This is a genomic window from Micrococcus sp. EWR3.9.1, assembly GCF_052615555.1.
Window position 1 is genome coordinate 62647 of record NZ_JBQXFD010000001.1, and the last position, 15977, is coordinate 78623.

Annotated in this window: 11 protein-coding genes; 4 read left to right on the plus strand and 7 right to left on the minus strand. The window is 73.7% G+C overall.

From position 1 onward, the window contains the following. Positions 1-83: 83 nt before the first annotated feature. The 4 genes from ACUJ8O_RS00335 to ACUJ8O_RS00350 are packed head-to-tail and all read left to right on the plus strand — an operon-like array spanning position 84 to position 6242. Complete coding sequence (locus ACUJ8O_RS00335) at positions 84-971, plus strand: ABC transporter permease (protein ID WP_098471505.1); 888 nt, start codon at positions 84-86, stop codon at positions 969-971. Next, positions 968-1843, plus strand: coding sequence for an ABC transporter ATP-binding protein (locus ACUJ8O_RS00340; RefSeq protein ID WP_100057395.1), 876 nt, complete (start codon positions 968-970; stop codon positions 1841-1843). Before ACUJ8O_RS00335 ends, ACUJ8O_RS00340 begins: the two co-directional genes overlap by 4 nt. Next, positions 1840-3636, plus strand: coding sequence for a hypothetical protein (locus tag ACUJ8O_RS00345; protein WP_445373035.1), 1797 nt, complete (start codon positions 1840-1842; stop codon positions 3634-3636). Before ACUJ8O_RS00340 ends, ACUJ8O_RS00345 begins: the two co-directional genes overlap by 4 nt. A 20-nt stretch (positions 3637-3656) precedes the next feature. Further along, on the plus strand, positions 3657-6242 hold the full coding sequence (locus ACUJ8O_RS00350) for a glycosyltransferase family 4 protein (RefSeq protein WP_144860361.1): 2586 nt from the start codon (positions 3657-3659) through the stop codon (positions 6240-6242). 41 nt (positions 6243-6283) lie between these two features. On the opposite strand, the gene ACUJ8O_RS00355 is transcribed toward ACUJ8O_RS00350, so the two are convergent. From ACUJ8O_RS00355 to ACUJ8O_RS00385, 7 genes are all read right to left on the minus strand, one after another. Continuing rightward, a complete protein-coding gene (locus tag ACUJ8O_RS00355; RefSeq protein ID WP_445373036.1) occupies positions 6284-8332 on the minus strand; it encodes a hypothetical protein in 2049 nt (682 codons plus the stop codon). A gap of 77 nt (positions 8333-8409) precedes the next feature. Beyond that, on the minus strand, positions 8410-9885 hold the full coding sequence (locus ACUJ8O_RS00360) for a glycosyltransferase family 4 protein (protein ID WP_144824350.1): 1476 nt from the start codon (positions 9883-9885) through the stop codon (positions 8410-8412). Between the two features lie 152 nt (positions 9886-10037). Beyond that, entirely contained in the window at positions 10038-11024 is a 987-nt protein-coding gene (locus ACUJ8O_RS00365; protein ID WP_144860359.1) for a Gfo/Idh/MocA family protein, read from the minus strand. Continuing rightward, a complete protein-coding gene (locus tag ACUJ8O_RS00370; RefSeq protein WP_144860357.1) occupies positions 11021-12124 on the minus strand; it encodes a DegT/DnrJ/EryC1/StrS family aminotransferase in 1104 nt (367 codons plus the stop codon). The genes ACUJ8O_RS00365 and ACUJ8O_RS00370 overlap by 4 nt, the downstream gene beginning before the upstream one ends. Continuing rightward, complete coding sequence (locus ACUJ8O_RS00375) at positions 12117-12740, minus strand: acyltransferase (protein WP_049158735.1); 624 nt, start codon at positions 12738-12740, stop codon at positions 12117-12119. Before ACUJ8O_RS00375 ends, ACUJ8O_RS00370 begins: the two co-directional genes overlap by 8 nt. After that, positions 12737-14047 (minus strand): nucleotide sugar dehydrogenase, encoded by a 1311-nt coding sequence (locus ACUJ8O_RS00380; RefSeq protein WP_049158734.1) that lies wholly within the window; start codon positions 14045-14047, stop codon positions 12737-12739. The genes ACUJ8O_RS00375 and ACUJ8O_RS00380 overlap by 4 nt, the downstream gene beginning before the upstream one ends. A 111-nt stretch (positions 14048-14158) precedes the next feature. After that, complete coding sequence (locus ACUJ8O_RS00385) at positions 14159-15964, minus strand: glycosyltransferase family 4 protein (RefSeq protein WP_323662611.1); 1806 nt, start codon at positions 15962-15964, stop codon at positions 14159-14161. Positions 15965-15977: the final 13 nt, after the last annotated feature.

Genomic DNA, 15977 nt, shown 5'->3' on the forward strand with positions numbered 1-15977 from the left:
GCACCACCGGTTGCTAGAGTGGCGACTCGCGGCGGGCCGCCCCGGCCCGCCTTCCCGCCTGCATGAAGAGAGGCCGCGACGGCATGGCAGACACCGGCGATCCCCGCGTCCCGAGCGGCACCGCGGTCCTGACCGTGGACGGAGCCACCCTGCGCCGAGTGGGCGCCCGTCCGGGCCTGGCGCGCTACCTGGCCTCCCTCTGGGAGTACCGCTCGTTCATCCTGTTCGACTCCCGCTCCCGGATCGCCGGGGCGAACTCCGTCAACGCGCTCGGCCGCGTCTGGATGGTCCTCAACCCGATCCTCGACGGCGCGGCGTACTTCCTCGTGTTCGGGCTGCTGCTGGGCACCGGCCGTGGCGTGCCGAACTTCCTCGGCTACCTGATCATCGGCGTGTTCCTGTTCCGCTACACCTCGAGCGCGATCACGGCGGGGTCGCGTTCGATCTCGACCAACCTCTCCATCGTCCGCGCCTTCCGCTTCCCGCGGGCCACACTGCCGATCGCGACGAACATCCGCGAGCTGATGCTCTTCGGCCCGACGCTGGTGGTGATGCTGGTGCTGGTCCTGGCCATCCCGCCGATGGAGCAGATCACGTGGCGCTGGCTGCTGCTGATCCCGCTGCTGGCGCTGCAGACGCTGTTCAACGTCGGCGCCTCCCTCCTGCTGGCCCGCTACGTGGCCCGCTGGTCCGACCTGTCCAACCTCATCGCGTTCGGCACCCGGATCTGGCTCTACGTCTCCGCCGTGTTCTTCAGCGCCGACCGCTTCGCGAACATCCCGCCGTTGATGACCGCCATGCATCTGAACCCGCTGTTCTGCGTCCTGGACATCGCGCGACAGTCCCTGCTGTACGCCTCCGACGCGGACCCCATGCGGTGGATCGTCCTCGCGGCGTGGACGGCGGCCCTGCTCGTGGTGGGGACCGTGGTGTTCTGGCGCGCCGAGGAGACCTACGGGGAGGAACGATGAGCGCGGAGCCGCTGACTCCCTCCGTCGTCGTCGACGAGGCGTCCATGACCTACCGCGTCCTCTCGGCCGAAGCGGTCCAGCCCCGCCGGGGCCTGCGGGGTCGGGTCCGCGCCGCCCGGGGCGTTCGCACCACGGAGGTCCAGGCGCTGCAGCCGCTGTCGTTCGTGGTGGGGCGCGGCGAGTCCGTGGGCGTGATCGGCACGAACGGGTCCGGCAAGTCCACCCTGATGAAGCTCATCACTGGCCAGATGCGCCCGACCACCGGCCACATCTACGCGACCTCCACGCCCGTGATGCTGGGCGTCAACGCCGCGCTCGTGCGCCAGGTCTCCGGTGAGGACAACATCCGTCTGGGCTGCCTGGCGATGGGGATGTCCCGCGCGGAGGCGGAGGCCAAGCGGGACGCCGTCGTCGCCCTGTCCGGTCTCGACGACCACGCGCTCCAGCTGCCGCTCAAGGCGTACTCCTCGGGCATGGCCGCGCGCCTGCAGTTCGCGATCGCCACCTCGGTGGACCCGGACATCCTCGTGATCGACGAGGCGCTCAACACGGGCGACGCCCAGTTCCGGGAGCGCACGCGCCAGCGGCTCGACGAGTTGCGCGAGCAGGCCGGCTGCGTGTTCCTGGTCAGCCACTCCCTCAGCACCATCCAGGAGATGTGCCAGCGCGTGATCTGGATCGAGCGGGGCGTCCTGACGATGGACGGCAGCCCTCGCGCCGTGACGCGCGGCTACAACCTCTACGCCCGGGCCATGGCCCAGGGGCGGACCGAGGAGGCCCAGGAAATCCTCGAGCGCAAGCAGTCAGAGCTCGTGCGGGAGCGCATCGCGTGGAGCGGCGGCGAGCGGCCCACCGGGATCACCGCGCTGTGAACACGGCCGGGGCGCGGCTGCGTCGCTGGGTGGGCCGGGCCCGCATCGTGGGCGAGCGCGCGGCCGCCACGGCCGGCGACGTCGGCGCCTCGGCCCTCCGCGCGGCGCGCGGCGCGCGGGGCGCGGCCGTCCTCCCGGAGCGCACCTGGCGTGCGGCGGACGTGTATGTGCCGGACGCGTCGGCCGCGCTCCCGCTCCCGGCGGCGGCGGTGCTGCGCCGCGCCCTGACGGGTGCGCGCGTCCCCTCCCTCGACGCGTTCTCCCCCCTCGGGCCCCGGCCGGCCGCCGCGCCGGCCGTCCTGCTCCTGCCGGTGGACGGGCAGGCCGGGCGCGGCTGGTCCGTCGAGGCGGCCGCCGAGCTGGCCGGCCGGCGCTGCGCGGACCTGGAGATGCCCGCCGGCGCGCCCGGCCTGCACACGGTGCTGATGACTGACCCGGCCTCCCGCCGGGCCCTGACCGCCGCCCTGCGCACCGCCGGGGCCCGCCTCCCCGGGGTGGTCGTCGTCGCGTGCCCGGACCCGGCGACGGCGGCCGGACGGGCGCGGGCCCTCGCCGCACTGGGGCTTGTCGACGCTGTCCTCGCCCCGGAGGGGACCCGGCTGGACCCCGCGCTCGCCAGCGTGGCCGCACGCGCGGGCCGCGCCGTGATCGGCCCGGACCGGGCAGGCGAGACGTGGGAGCGCCTGGCCGCCGCCGGCCGGGCGGCGCGCCTGGACTCGCTCACTCCCGCCGAGGCCGCCGGCCCACCCGCCGCCTCCACGCCCCGGGTGCGGGTGACCGCGGAGCCGCGCCGCGTCGTCGTCGCGGGCCACGACCTGAAGTTCGCGGGCGCGCTGATGGACCGGCTGCGCGCCGACGGGCACGAGGTGCGCGTGGACGCCTGGCGCGGCCATGCCCGCCACGACGTCGAGCGCAGCCGCGCCCTGGCCGCGTGGGCGGACGTGGTGCACTGCGAATGGAGCCTCGGCAATCTCGCCTGGTACTCCCGGCACCTGGACTCCCCGCACCGCACCACGCGGTTGACCAGCAGGCTCCACCTGCAGGAGGCGGGCACGGCGTTCCCGTCCCGGGTGCGTCAGGACGCCCTGGACGCGTGGGTGTTCGTGGCCGAGCACGTGCGCGCCCAGGTGCTGCGGGACACCCGCTTCCCGGCCGCGCGGACCTCGGTGGTGCCGAACGCGGTGGCCGTGCCGCCCACGCTCCCGGACGGCGACGACGACCGGCGCTTCGTGCTCGGGCTGGTCGGCGTGCTGCCCGAGCGGAAGGGGCTGCACCGCGCCCTCGACCTGCTGGCGGCGCTCCGCCGGGTCGAGCCCCGCCACACGCTCCGGATCCGTGGCCACCACCCGGAGGAGGTCGGCTGGATGACGCAGCGCCCCGCCGCGGCGGCCTACTACCGGGCGCAGCTGCGCCGCATCGAGACCGACCCGATGCTCGCGGGAGCCGTGGCCTGGGACCCCCACGGGCTGGACATGCCCGCGTGGTACGCCCGGGTGGGCGTCGCGCTCTCCGTCTCGGACTTCGAGTCGTTCCACTTCACGCTGCCCGACGGCGCCGCGCACGGCTGTCTGCCGGCCGCACTCGCGTGGGCGGGCGCCGACCTGCTCTACCCCGCCGCGTGGCTGAGCCCGGACGTGGCCACCATGGCCGACGCCCTTCGCCGTGCCACGTCCGACGCGCGGGCCTGGCGGTCCGCCGTGGCCCAGGCCCGGCGAGACGTGGCACACACCTATGCTGAGGAGGACGTCGTGCCTGCCCTGGTCCGCCGGGTCCTGGGGGGCGCCGCCACCTGACCCCGCCGAGGAGGAGCCCCATGGCCGTCGCCACGCCCGCCCCCCGCCGACCCCGGATGGCGATGCTGGTGGGGAACCAGGTCGTCGGAGACTCGCGCGTGGAGAAGGCCGCGGTCTCTGCGGTGCGCGCCGGCTACGAGGTCGTCGTGGTGGGCGTCTCGCACCGCACCACGTTCAACCTCGGCCGGTACGGGTCCGTGCCCATCCTGCGCGTGCCCGTGACGTTCCGGCGGCACATGGCCTGGGAGACCCTGCACGGGACCGCCCGGCCGGACATGACGGACTGGTCCGCCGTGCTGGACCCCGAGGAGGCTGCGGCGATGACCGCCTGGGACCTCGCCCACGAGGCCGGGGCGGGCCTGCCCCAGGCCGTGGTGCACGGGCTGTCGCCCCACGCCCTGCCCGACCGGGCCCGCGGCCGACTCGGCCGGGCCGCCCGTCGCCTGGACCGCCTCGGCCCGGCACGGGGCCGCCGGGGCCCGGCAGCAACGCGGGGCCGGCGCGCGCTGAAGAACTTCGCCGCCGGACGGACCGGCGCCTGGCGCGAAGTCTGGCCCCTGATCGCGGACTACGAGGACGGCTTCCTGCGTGCCCTGATCGACCTCGCGCCCGACCTCGTCCACGTGCACGACCGCCATCCCCTGCCCGCCGCGGCCGCCTACGACCGCTACCGCGCTGCGCGCGGCCTGCCGCCGGTGCCGTGGGTCTACGACGCCCACGAGTGGCTGCCCGGCCAGATGATGCCCGGGCCCGTGGACCAGCGCATCGCGTGGAAGGCGGCCGAGGCCGAGCTGATTCACGGGGCCGACGCCGTCGTCGCCGTCACGGACGAACTGGCCGAACGGATGCGCCAGTACCACGCCCTGCCGGAACGCCCCGTGACGGTGATCAACGGGCCGTGGGGCACGCAGCTCCCGATGGACCCGGCCGAGCGCCCGCCCCTGCGCACCGAGCTGGGCCTGTCCGACGACGTCCCGCTGCTCGTCTACCTCGGCAGGCTGGCCGCGGTCCGCGGCGTGGGCACGCTGGTGGACGCCCTGCCGCTGCTGCCCGGCGTCCACGTCGCGTTCGTGGGCTCCCCCGACCCCGACGCCCGGCAGGGCCTGCGCGACCGGGCGGCCCAGCTCGACGTCGCCGACCGGATGCACATCGTCGACTACGTGCCCTCGGCCTCTGTGACGTGGTACGTCTCCTCCGCCACCGCGGGCGTGAGCCCGCTGCTCCCCACCCCGGCCCACGAGAGCGCCGTCCCCACCAAGCTGCGTGAATGCCTGCTGGCGGGTCTGCCGCTGATCGTGTCCGACCTGCGCGAGCAGGCCCGTTTCGTCCGGGAGCAGGGGGTGGGGACCGTGTTCACCCCCGGGGACGCGGCGGACCTCGCCCGGGCGGTGCGCGACCTCCTGGCGCGACGGACCGAGCTGACCGCCGCCGCACGCACCCCGGAGATCACCGCCCGTCACGGGTGGGAGGCCGCCGAGCGGGCGCTGCACGGCCTCTGGCGACGTCTCGTGCCCACGCCCGCCGCGCCGCCGCCCGTGGAGATCGCCCCGGACCCCGCGCGCGATCCCCGGCCCCGCGGGCTCCTGGTCGTGGGCGACCCGCCTACGGTCCGGCCCCTCGTGGACGCCTGGCCCGCCGACGCCGGCCCCGTGACGCTGCGGCCGCCACGGGAGGTCCCCGAGGGCCGCGGCCTCGCCGTGGGCGGCCCCGAGGCGGTCTGGGGCGTCCTGCAGGACTGGGTCACGGACGACCGTGCCCACGGCACGGTCCTCAGCGGGGGCGAGGGGCCGCTGTGGGGCCGGGCCGAGCAGTCCCCCGTCCATGAACTGCTCTCCCTCCGGGCTCGCGGACGCCAGGTCGCGCTCGTGGCCGGCGAGCGGAACCTCGCCGGCGTCGACCGGCGGCTGACGGCCGTCCCCGGTCACCCCTGGGGAGGGCTGGCCCCGGACGCGCGGGCGGCGCTGGACCGCCGCATCCGGCGTCAGGGCCGCCCGTTCCAGGCCGCCCTGGCCGCCGGAGTCCCCGTGCTCTCCCACCGGCGCGTGGAGGCGCTGCTGACGCCGGGCGTGCTGTGGCTGCCCGCACCGATCCCGACGCCGACGGACCGGGGACCCGGTCATGACGGCGCGTCTGCACCCCGCAGCGTGCTCATCCTGCCCGGGGACCGCACCTCGGCCGAGTCGGCGGCGGTGGACGAGCTGGTCGCGGAACTGGCCGCACGCGGGATCCCGGTTGAGGCCCCGTCGGGTCCCCGGTTCCGCCGTCGACCCGACGCGTTCCGCAGCGACGTCGTCGTGGCCCCGCTGCACACGGGGGACCTGGAGGTCGCAGCCCTGCAGGCCCTGGCCGCGGGCAGCGCTGTGGTCGCCGGGCCGCCGGTGACTGCCGCGCCGGACGGGTGCGCCCCGCCGGTGATCGAGACCGACGACGCCACGCTCCTCGCCACGGTGCTGAGCCTGCTGGAGGAGACGTCGGCGGCCGCGCGGGAACGGCGGGAGCGGGCGCACGAGCACCACGCGCGGCTGCACGCGCCCGAAGCCGTGCTGGTGCGGCTGCAGGCCCTGCTCAGCCCCGCGGAGACGACGGACGGGCCCGCCGCGGTGTGATCCGCGGCGGGCCCCTCCCGGGTCCCCCGTGAGGCCGGGACTCAGTCCTCGGCCGATGCGCGGGCGGTGGCCACCCGGACGGCCCAGGACTGCGAGCGCTGGGCCTCGGCCATGCCGGGCGCCCCGTCCCGCACGAGCGCGACGATGCCGGCGCGGATCGCCTCCGAGGAGCGCGCGACGCCGAGCCCCACGCGGTTGCGCTCGAGGAAGTCCGCGATCCCCATGTCCGCGAAGCAGAGCACGGGGTAGCCGCGCTCGATCAGGGACATGGTCTTGTAGGGGAAGCTGAAGCGGGCGTACTCGCCGCCCAGCAGCACCACGCCCACCACGGTCCTCGTCGCGGGGACGTACCACTCGAGGGGGACCGTGGTGATCCGCAGCCCGGGCCGGTCCGCCAGGCCGTGCTCGGCCAGCATGTCCTCCAGCACGGAACGCTCCCCCGTGCGGACCACGAAGTCGAGTCGCACCTGCGGGTCGAGCGTCCCGACGGCGGTGAGGTACTGGCCCAGGCCGTAGATCCCGCCCACGCCTCCGGCGTACAGCAGGGTGACGTCCTCCTCGCCGATCGCCGGGGCGTCGGCGGGGACGGTGTTCGCCGGAGACACGGCAGGCGGCAGCGGCAGCCAGTCCACGGGCCCGCGGCCGTGACGGGCCAGCAGGGCGTCGAAGCCCGCCCCGGACTCCGCGGACGGAGCCGCCAGCCGGTCCGCGGCCGCCGCCATCGCGTCGAACTCGGCGAGCCCACGCTCCTGGACGTCGCGCCGCGCGTCGGCGTCCTCGAGGTACCCGTCGATCTCGTCCAGCCAGTGCAGGTCACGCACGAACCAGACGCTCGTGCCGCCGCCGGCCGAGAAGCGGGCCATGACGTCCGCGAGGGCGGCGGTCACCCGGCCGACCGGGATCGGCGACGTCGAGTTCTCGCCGTAGAGGAGTCCGAGGGGACGGCCGGCGGCGAGCGCCTCGTCCAGGACCCGGAGCCGCCGGTCGAAGACGCCCGGGACGGAGGAGAGCCGCAGCGCCGCGGCAGGCTCGGAGAGGGCGTCGTTCATGTTGCGCACCCGCTGGGGACGGGCCCCGTCGGTGCGGTCCTCCAGCGGCGAGGTGGAGAAGAACACGTCCAACGGGCCGTCGTGCCGCAGCACCGCGAGATCCTCGAACGTCCTGTCCACGCGACCGGTCATCGCCGCGCGGTAGGCGGCGAGCAGGTCGGTGGTGCCGGCGTCGACGGTGTCGACGGCGGAGTGAGGCTCGGGCCCCCCGCGCAGGGCCGCGGCGAGCTCCGTGACGAGGCGCAGCCCCCGCCCCGTCCGCACGCCCGGATGGCCCGCGGCCCACGCGCCCGAGCCGATGGTGTCCTCCACCACCAGCCGTTCCGCGAAGCCGGTGCCGACCAGGAGTTCGCCGACGGCCGTGTGGTCGCGCGACGAGCCCACGAGGACCACGTGCGTGGCGCCGCCGAGCCGGGTCGCCGCGACCGCGTCGAACGCGCGTCCTGCGACGAGGTCGCGGGTGCGGTAGAGGGCGGAGGCCGAGAGGCTGCGGAGCGAGGCGCCCGGCACCGTGTCCACCGCGGTCTGGAGCGCCTCCATCTGCGCCGCGAGGCGATCGGCGTCGACGTGTTCGGGATGGAGGACGACGACGCTCGGCGTCTCGAATTCCTCGGCCAGCGGAGGCAACAACTCGGGCGGCAGGGCTCGACGTGGATGGCGGAGGTGGGCGCTCCACGACCCCTTCGACAGGGCCTTGTCGAACTCCCATTCGTCCTCGAGGAACAGACGGTCCACGGCCCTCGTGACGGCTGCGAAATCCTCTTCCGAGTGCCGGCGGACCGCCGAGAAGTCCAGGTCGCCCCGCCAGAGCAGGGGGACGAACTCGGCTTCGAGGTATCGTCCTGCAAACCCGCACGCCCGCAGGCCGGACGCGAGGATCAGGTCATATGCACCGCGCTCAAGGACCTGACGCATCACCCGCGCGACCTGGTTGCTGGAGTCCCGCAGGGGCCACTGGGCGATCCAGCGGAACAGGGGCACGGGCCTCCCGGAGCCGGTGAATCGGAGCCAGGAGGGCCCTTGAACGTCGATGACGTCCATGGTGGACCCGTTCCGCCTCGCGTCATCGACGAGCCGCGCTTCGGCAACCCCGAAACCGGCCGTGATCATCAGATACCTCATGACGAAGCCTCGCTCCCCCCGGACTCGGGCAGGAGTCCCATCAGCGCCATTTCACGCATCACGGTGTGCGTGGGTGACGTGGAGGCTGCGACCCTCTGTGCGCCCGCACGTGCCAGGCGGAGGAAGAGTTCGGGCGACTCGAACACTCGGATCATCCCGGCCACCAGGCCTTCAACGTCCTCCGGACGAGCTACAACGGCGCAACTGGAGTCGACGAATTCGGGGACAGCACACGCCGCGTTGGTCACGGCGACCAGGCCAGACGACATCGCTTCATCTCGGGACACGCCCTGCGAGTCCCATCGTGTGGGCACGAGGAACATGCCGTATTCCCGGTGAAGTCGAGCAATCTCTGCTTGAGAGGCAAAGCGTCGCTCAACAACCACGTTCTCATCGTCGGCGAAGGTCTCCTCGAATGCACCGAAGTACTTCCCGTCGCCGATGATCCGGATGTCCAGCTGCGGCCACCATTCGGTCTCCCTCAAGCGCACCAATGCTGCGACGGCGAGATCCGAGGCGTAGTTCAGGTTCGCAGCAGACCGGACCCACAGCAACCGGAATCGCTGTGCGGGGTCTTTCTCATGGAAGCGGAAGAGCTCGGTGTCGATGACATTGTGCACCACCGCGACTCGCTGCTCTGGGAATACCATTTCCAGGTCATCCTGGGCTCCCCGACGCCACCAGCGGGAGACGAACACGAACTTCTCGGGTCCCGCCGGGTCATTCAGAACCTCGCGCCAGAATCGCTGTCGAGTGAGGCTGTCCTTGATGCCATTCACCAACGGCTCAGGTGACCGGTAGTTCCGAATTGTGCGGATCCATCTACGTGATTCGAAGCCATGCATGAAGGAGAAGAGTCTGTGCCCTCGCATCGCCTCACGCACTTGACGCCAGATATACGGCTGAAGAAAGTGTGTCGAGACCGATGTGTACGCGGTTGTCTCGAGGAGACGACGGGCCTCGGCGCCCCTGCCCACGAGAACCGGCACGCCGTCATACACATACGAGCTGGGTTCCTCCGACGCGTTGACCACTGCCACATGCACTCGGACACCGGCCTCGATGTAGTACTTGACCCGGCGGTGAACGAATCCGTTCCCATACTCCGCCCCCACCTTCGGGTATTGATTCAGAATGACGAGGTGGCTCACATCACCTTCGGCCACTGAGGAATCCTCGACGAGATCCAAGTACTCGGCGATGCGGTCTTCGGTGTTGCTCGCGTCCTCTTCCTCATACCCCGTCGGTTCAAGGGGCGGGAGCGGCTCGGCGTAGAGAGCCTGCTTGAGGTGGGCGAGCTCCAGCTGAAGGAAGGTGGCGATCTCACGTTCGGAGTATGTCGATCCCGCGTCTGACCAATGCAGGTATCCACCGTAGCCTCCCGGAGGTCGACGACGCGGTGTCGCCTTCTGAGGCGGCGACTCGTCGCCATCACGTCGGCGGGACCGAGTCTGCCCAGCTATCCGACGCATGCTGTCCTTCCCCGGCGTCCACTCGGGCAGCGCCGTGAACCCGTCACGGAGCAACCGACGGCCAGGCCCCGGCAGTCCTTCGGCACGCCGGATGAGAGAGCGGACGGCGTGTCCACGTGCCTGGCGCCACCACCGGCTTCCGCTCGGGGGCATCACAGGGCCACCCTCTCGCCCGTGCGGGCCGACGCGATCATCGCCTCGGCCACGCGCAGCGTGTCGAGCCCCTCCGCCATGGACACGTGCTCCTGCCGGACGCCGAGGATCGCGTCGCGGAACGCCTCGTGCTCGGTGTGCAGCGGCTCGGGCTTCTCGATCGCCAGCCGGGTGACGTCCCCCTCGGAGACGCCACGGAACGCGGACACCGCGTCCCAGCGGGTGCGGACCGATCCGTTGGCCTGGAAGGTCAGGTCCGCGTGCACGGTGTCCGCCACGAACGCGCCGAGCTCACCGGTGACGACCGTCTGGCGGATCTTCACCGGCGAGAGCCAGTTCACCACGTGGCTCGTGATGACCCCGCACTCGAGGCGGCCGCTGGCGACCACCATGTCCTCGTGCTCACGGCCGGAGTTGGTCATGGTCTCCGCGGCCACGCGCGTGAACGGGCTGTCCGCCAGCCACGCGGTCAGGTCGATGTCGTGCGTGCCGAGGTCCTTGACGACCCCGACGTCGGCGATGCGGGCGGGGAAGCCGCCCTGGCGCACGGTCGTGATCTGCAGGACCCGGCCCAGCTCGCCGGCCCGGATCCGGCGGCGCATCTCCTGGAGGGCGGGGTTGAAGCGCTCGATGTGGCCCACGGCGCCGACGAGGCCGGCCTCGTCGAAGGCGCGGACCAGGCGGGTGCCCGCCTCGGTGCTGTGCGCGATGGGCTTCTCGACCATCACGTGCACGCCGGCCTCGGCCAGGGCCATGCCGACCTCCTCGTGCAGGCCGGTCGGGACCGCGCACATGACGGCGTCCACGCCGTGCTCGATGAGCCCCTGGACCGAGTCGTAGAGGGGCAGGTCCCCCGCCACGCCGTGCGGATCACCCATCGCGTCGGCGACGGCGACCAGCTCGGTGCCCTCGATGGAGCGCATCACGCGGGCGTGGTGGCGTCCCATCATGCCCAGGCCGATCAGTCCGGTGCGCAGCACGCTCATGCGGCGGCCTCCGCCACCACGGTGTTGACGGCCTCGACCACGCGCGTGACGTCCGCGTCCGTCAGGGACGGGTGGACAGGGATGGAGAACACGGTGGACGCGGCCACGCGGGTGTTCGGCAGGTCCGCCTCGACGCCGAAGGAGGGCAGCTCATTGGTGGGCACCGGGTAGTAGACCCCCGTGCCGACCCCGAACTCGTCCTTCAGGCGGGCGAGCACGTCCGCCCGCTTCCCGGCCAGCTCCTCGGGCAGGCGGACCGTGTACTGGTGGTACACGTGCTCGGCGCCCTCGAGCACCGTCGGCACGGTGACCCCGCACAGCTCGGCGTCGAAGCGGGCGGCGATCTCCTGCCGGCGCCGGGTCCATGCGCCGACCTTGGTCAGCTGCACCCGGCCGATGGCCGCGTGGATGTCCGTCATGCGGTTGTTGAAGCCCACGAGCTCATTGCGGTACTGGACCTCCATGCCCTGGTTGCGCAGCAGACGCAGGCGACGGGCGACATCCGCCTCCCCCACGGAGACCATGCCGCCCTCACCCGAGGTCATGTTCTTGGTCGGGTAGAGGCTGAACATGCCCCACGCCCCGAAGGTGCCCACGGGGCGCCCCTTCCAGCGGGCGCCGTGCGCCTGCGCCGCGTCCTCGAACAGCTGGAGGCCGTGCTCGCGGCAGATCGCCTCGAGCTCGTCCATGCGGGCCGGGTGGCCGTACAGGTGCACCGGCATGACGGCGGCGGTCCGATCCGTCACCTTGGCGCGCACGTCCTGGGGGTCGAGGGTGTACGTCTGCAGGTCCACGTCCGCGAAGACCGGGGTCGCGCCCGTGAGGGCGACGGCGTTGCCGGTCGCCGCGAAGGTGAAGGCGGGCACGATGACCTCGTCGCCGGGGCCGATGCCCGCGGCCAGCAGGCCCAGGTGCAGGCCGGAGGTGCCGGAGTTGACGGCCACGCAGGCCCGGCCGTCCACCATCGCGGCACCGAACTCCTCCTCGAAGGCCGCGACCTCGGGGCCCTGCGCCACCATGCCGGAGCGCAGGACGCGGTCCACCGCCTCGCGCTCCTCGTCACCGATGAGCGGCTTCGCTGCCGGGATGAACTCAGCCATGGTTCTCCTCCTCCTGCGCGGGTCCGGCCGGGCGCAGCGCCCCGTCCCGCTCGATGAACGTCTCCCCGGTGTCCGGGCACACCCAGACGCCGTCCTTCTCCTCCAGCCGGCGGCCTGTCCGGCCGACCCAGCCGATGCGCTTCGCGGGCACCCCGGCCACGAGGCCGAAGTCCGGCACGTCACGGGTGACCACCGAGCCGGCCGCCACCAGGGCCCACGCGCCGATGCGCACCGGCGCGACGCACACCGACCGCGCGCCGATCGCGGCGCCGTCGCCGATGTCCACGCCCACGGCGTCCCAGTCGTCCCCGGACTTCTGGGACAGGTCCGGGTTGACCGCGCGGGGGTAGGTGTCGTTGGTCAGGACGACGCCGGGTCCGATGAACACGCCGCGGCCCAGACGGGCCGGCTCGTAGACGAGGGCGAGGTTCTGGACCTTGCAGTCGTCGCCGAGCTCCACCCCGGTGCCGATGTAGGCCGCGCGGCCGACGATGCAGCGCTCGCCGAGGCGGGCCTGCTCACGGACCTGCGCGAGGTGCCAGACCTTGGTGCCGGCGCCGAGGACGGCGTCCTCGGCCACGTCGGCCGAGGCGGCGGTGAAGACGTTCCCGCTCATCGGGCGGCCTCGGCGTCCTGCGGCAGGCCGATGACCCGACGGGTCACGCCCGCCCAGGCGTCGGCGTCGGTGACGTTGCGGCCGTCCACGAAGGTGCGCACGCCCGGCAGGTCGGCCGGGGTGAGGGCGCGGTACTCGGCGTGGTCCGTCTGCAGGATCGCGGCGTCGACCTCGGCGCCGGCGGAGTGCGGGGTGAAGCCCAGCGCGGTGAGCTCCTCGTCCGTGTACATCGGGTCGTCCACGGTGACCTCGGCGCCGCGGGTGCGCAGGGCGCCCACGGTGGCGAACACACCGGAGAACGCGGTCTCCTTCACGCCGCCGCGGTAGGCGGCACCCAGCACGACGACGCGCTGACCGGCGAGGTCGCCGTGCGCCTGGGCGAGCAGGTCCACGGCGAAGTCCGGCATCGAGGCGTTCACGGCGCGCGCGGTGCGGACGATGTCCGCGGCCGGGTCGTTCCACAGGTACAGGCGCGGGTAGACCGGGATGCAGTGGCCGCCCACGGCGATGCCAGGGCGGTGGATGTGGCTGTACGGCTGCGAGTTGGAGGCCTCGATCACCCGGTAGATGTCGATGCCGTTCGCGCCGGCGTAGCGGGCGAACTCGTTCGCCAGGCCGATGTTGACGTCGCGGTAGGTGGTCTCCGCGAGCTTGGCCATCTCGGAGGCCTCCGCGGAGCCGAGGTCCCACACGCCGTTGGGACGGGACAGGTCAGGACGCTCGTCGAAGTCCAGCACGGCCTCGTAGAACTCGCGGGCGCGCTCGGCGCCGGCCGGGGTCAGGCCGCCGATCAGCTTGGGGTAGCGGCGCAGGTCCTCGAACACGCGGCCGGTGAGCACGCGCTCCGGCGAGAACACGAGGTGGAAGTCCTCCCCCTCGGTCAGGCCCGAGCCCTCCTCCAGCATCGGCTTCCACCGGGTGCGGGTGGTGCCCACGGGCAGCGTGGTCTCGTAGGAGACGAGGGTGCCCGGGGTCAGGTGCTTCGCCAGCTCGGTGGTGGCGCCGTCCATCCAGCCGAAGTCGGGGCGGGCCTCGTCGTCCACGAAGAGCGGCACGACGAGCACGACGGCGTCGGCCCCCGGGACGGCGTCGCCGTAGTCGGTGGTGGCGCGCAGGCGGCCGTCGGCCACCGTGGAGGAGAGCTTCTCCTGCAGGTGGGCCTCGCCCGGGAAGGGCTCGGTCCCCGCGTTGACGAGGTCCACGACGGTGGCGTTGACGTCCACGCCGACCACCTCGTGTCCCTTGCTCGCGAACTGCACGGCCAGCGGCAGGCCGATCTTGCCCAGGGCGACGACGGCGATCTTCATGCGGGTCCAGTCTTCCTTCCGTGCACGGGCCCCACGCGGCGAGCGTCGGGCGGGCGTCGAGGAGGCCCCCGGAACACGGGAGTGCGGGGGCCCGGCGCCAGCGTCACTGTATCAGCGCGGGTAGACGCCGAGCCGGTCGTACAGCGCCCGATAGCGGCGCGCGTTGGCCTCCCAGGTGCGCGTCTGCAGGGCCCATTCTCGGCCGGCCGCGCCGAGGCGCACCCGCTCGGCTGGGTTCTCCGCGAGCCGGTCGAGGGCAGCGGCCAGCGCGGCGGGATCCTCCGCGGGGACGAGCAGGCCGGTCCGCTCGTCCTCGACGAGCTCGGCCAGGGCCGGCAGGTCCGAGGCGACGACGGGTCGACCGGTGGCCGAGGCCTCGACGGTCTTCATCGGCGTCACCGCGCGGGTGACGGGCAGGTCCCGGCGCGGGACCGTGAACACGTCCAGGGCGGCGTGGTGCAGGCGCGCGTCCTCGCGGTCGACCCGGCCGGGGAAGGCGCACAGCTCCGCGATGCCGAGCTCCGCGGCCAGGGCCTGCAGCCCGGGCCGGGCGACGCCGTCGCCGGCGATGTGCACGCGCAGCCGGGGACGGTGCGGGGCCAGCCGTGCGGCGGCGCGCAACAGGGTGTCCAGGCCCTCGTAGTCCACGAGGCTCGAGACGGTGCCCACCACGAAGGCGTCGGGCGGCAGGTCCCAGCCCAGCCGGGCGCGTGCCTCGTCCCGGTCCGCCGGCTCGGCGATGAAGGCCGGGCCCACGGCGTTGGGGCAGAGCACGACGGCGTCCTCGGCCACCCCGGCCGCGACCAGGCGGTCGCGCATGCCCGCCCCGAGCGTCACGACCCCGTCGGCGCGGCGGGCGGCCTCGGTCTCCCGCTCCTGGAAGAGCCGGTACCGTTCCGAGGCCAGGGCCTCGGGACCGCGCACCGCCGCCCACGTGTCCGCGAGCTGCCCGCGGACCTCGTACACCCACGGGATCCCGAAGGCCCGCGCCACCGCCTCGACCGCGAGCGCGTTCACGAAGTGCGTGGTCGTGTGCAGCAGGGCGGGACGGTGTCGTCGCACGTACGCGGCCAGCAGCTCGGCGTGCTGCTGGATGCGGGCGGCCTGGCCCTGGGCGAGCCGGGCCGGCAGCAGCCGGGCATAGCCGATCCCGTCCACGACATCCCGCTGTGCCGCCCAGGGCACGCCGATCTGCACGGGGTAGCCCGGCCGCGTCACGGCGGCGACATCGAAGCCCTCGTCCCGCAGGGAGGTGAGGATCGCGTGGCTGCGCTGGGCGTACCCCGACCCGGTGTGGGGCAGGGAGTTGGTCAGCACGTGCAGCACCCGCCCCGGGACCGGGCGGTAACCGGGCTCGGTCGGCACGGTCGGGGCGACGCCGCGGAACGCGTCCCGCTCCCCCGCCATGCGGCGGGCGAGATGACGGTTGCGGGGATGCCGCGCGGCGAGCGCGGCCGCGCCGCCCAGGTCGCCGCGGTGCGCCGCCAGGCGTGCGGCGGCGGCCGTCCACGCCGCGCCGCGATGCTCCTCCGGCACGCTGCCGAGCAGCGTCTCGGCGACGTCGGGCCGGCCCATGCCGAGGGCCGCGTCGGCCCGGTGGACCAGCCCGCGGCCGCTCCCCGCCCCCGGACGGGACGCGCGGACGGGCCGGCCGGCCTCGTCCACGCCGAGGGCGGCCAGGGCCGCCGCGCGCTCGCCCCGCATCTCGTGGCCGAGCGCGGGCACGACGCCGTTCCGGCCCAGGCGGGTGAGGACGCCGGCCGCCCCGTCCGCCACCGCGGGCGGAAGTCGACGGGAGACCTGCAGGGCCAACAGCACCGGGTCGTCCGTCACGTGCTCGCGGACGGTCTGGGCGGTCAGGGCCAGGGACCGCAGCAGCGGGCGGCGGGACGACGCGGGGCGCTCGCGTGCGGTCATCGGTGCGGGCTCA

What these genes read in the sequence shown, in the direction of transcription:
- ACUJ8O_RS00355 (WP_445373036.1), bottom strand. Translation starts at nt 8,332, where the DNA reads ATGGACGTCATCGACGTTCAAGGGCCCTCCTGGCTCCGATTCACCGGC.
- ACUJ8O_RS00370 (WP_144860357.1), bottom strand. Translation starts at nt 12,124, where the DNA reads ATGGCTGAGTTCATCCCGGCAGCGAAGCCGCTCATCGGTGACGAGGAG.
- ACUJ8O_RS00360 (WP_144824350.1), bottom strand. Translation starts at nt 9,885, where the DNA reads ATGCGTCGGATAGCTGGGCAGACTCGGTCCCGCCGACGTGATGGCGAC.
- ACUJ8O_RS00365 (WP_144860359.1), bottom strand. Translation starts at nt 11,024, where the DNA reads ATGAGCGTGCTGCGCACCGGACTGATCGGCCTGGGCATGATGGGACGC.
- ACUJ8O_RS00350 (WP_144860361.1), top strand. Translation starts at nt 3,657, where the DNA reads ATGGCCGTCGCCACGCCCGCCCCCCGCCGACCCCGGATGGCGATGCTG.
- ACUJ8O_RS00340 (WP_100057395.1), top strand. Translation starts at nt 968, where the DNA reads ATGAGCGCGGAGCCGCTGACTCCCTCCGTCGTCGTCGACGAGGCGTCC.
- ACUJ8O_RS00375 (WP_049158735.1), bottom strand. Translation starts at nt 12,740, where the DNA reads ATGAGCGGGAACGTCTTCACCGCCGCCTCGGCCGACGTGGCCGAGGAC.
- ACUJ8O_RS00385 (WP_323662611.1), bottom strand. Translation starts at nt 15,964, where the DNA reads ATGACCGCACGCGAGCGCCCCGCGTCGTCCCGCCGCCCGCTGCTGCGG.
- ACUJ8O_RS00380 (WP_049158734.1), bottom strand. Translation starts at nt 14,047, where the DNA reads ATGAAGATCGCCGTCGTCGCCCTGGGCAAGATCGGCCTGCCGCTGGCC.
- ACUJ8O_RS00335 (WP_098471505.1), top strand. Translation starts at nt 84, where the DNA reads ATGGCAGACACCGGCGATCCCCGCGTCCCGAGCGGCACCGCGGTCCTG.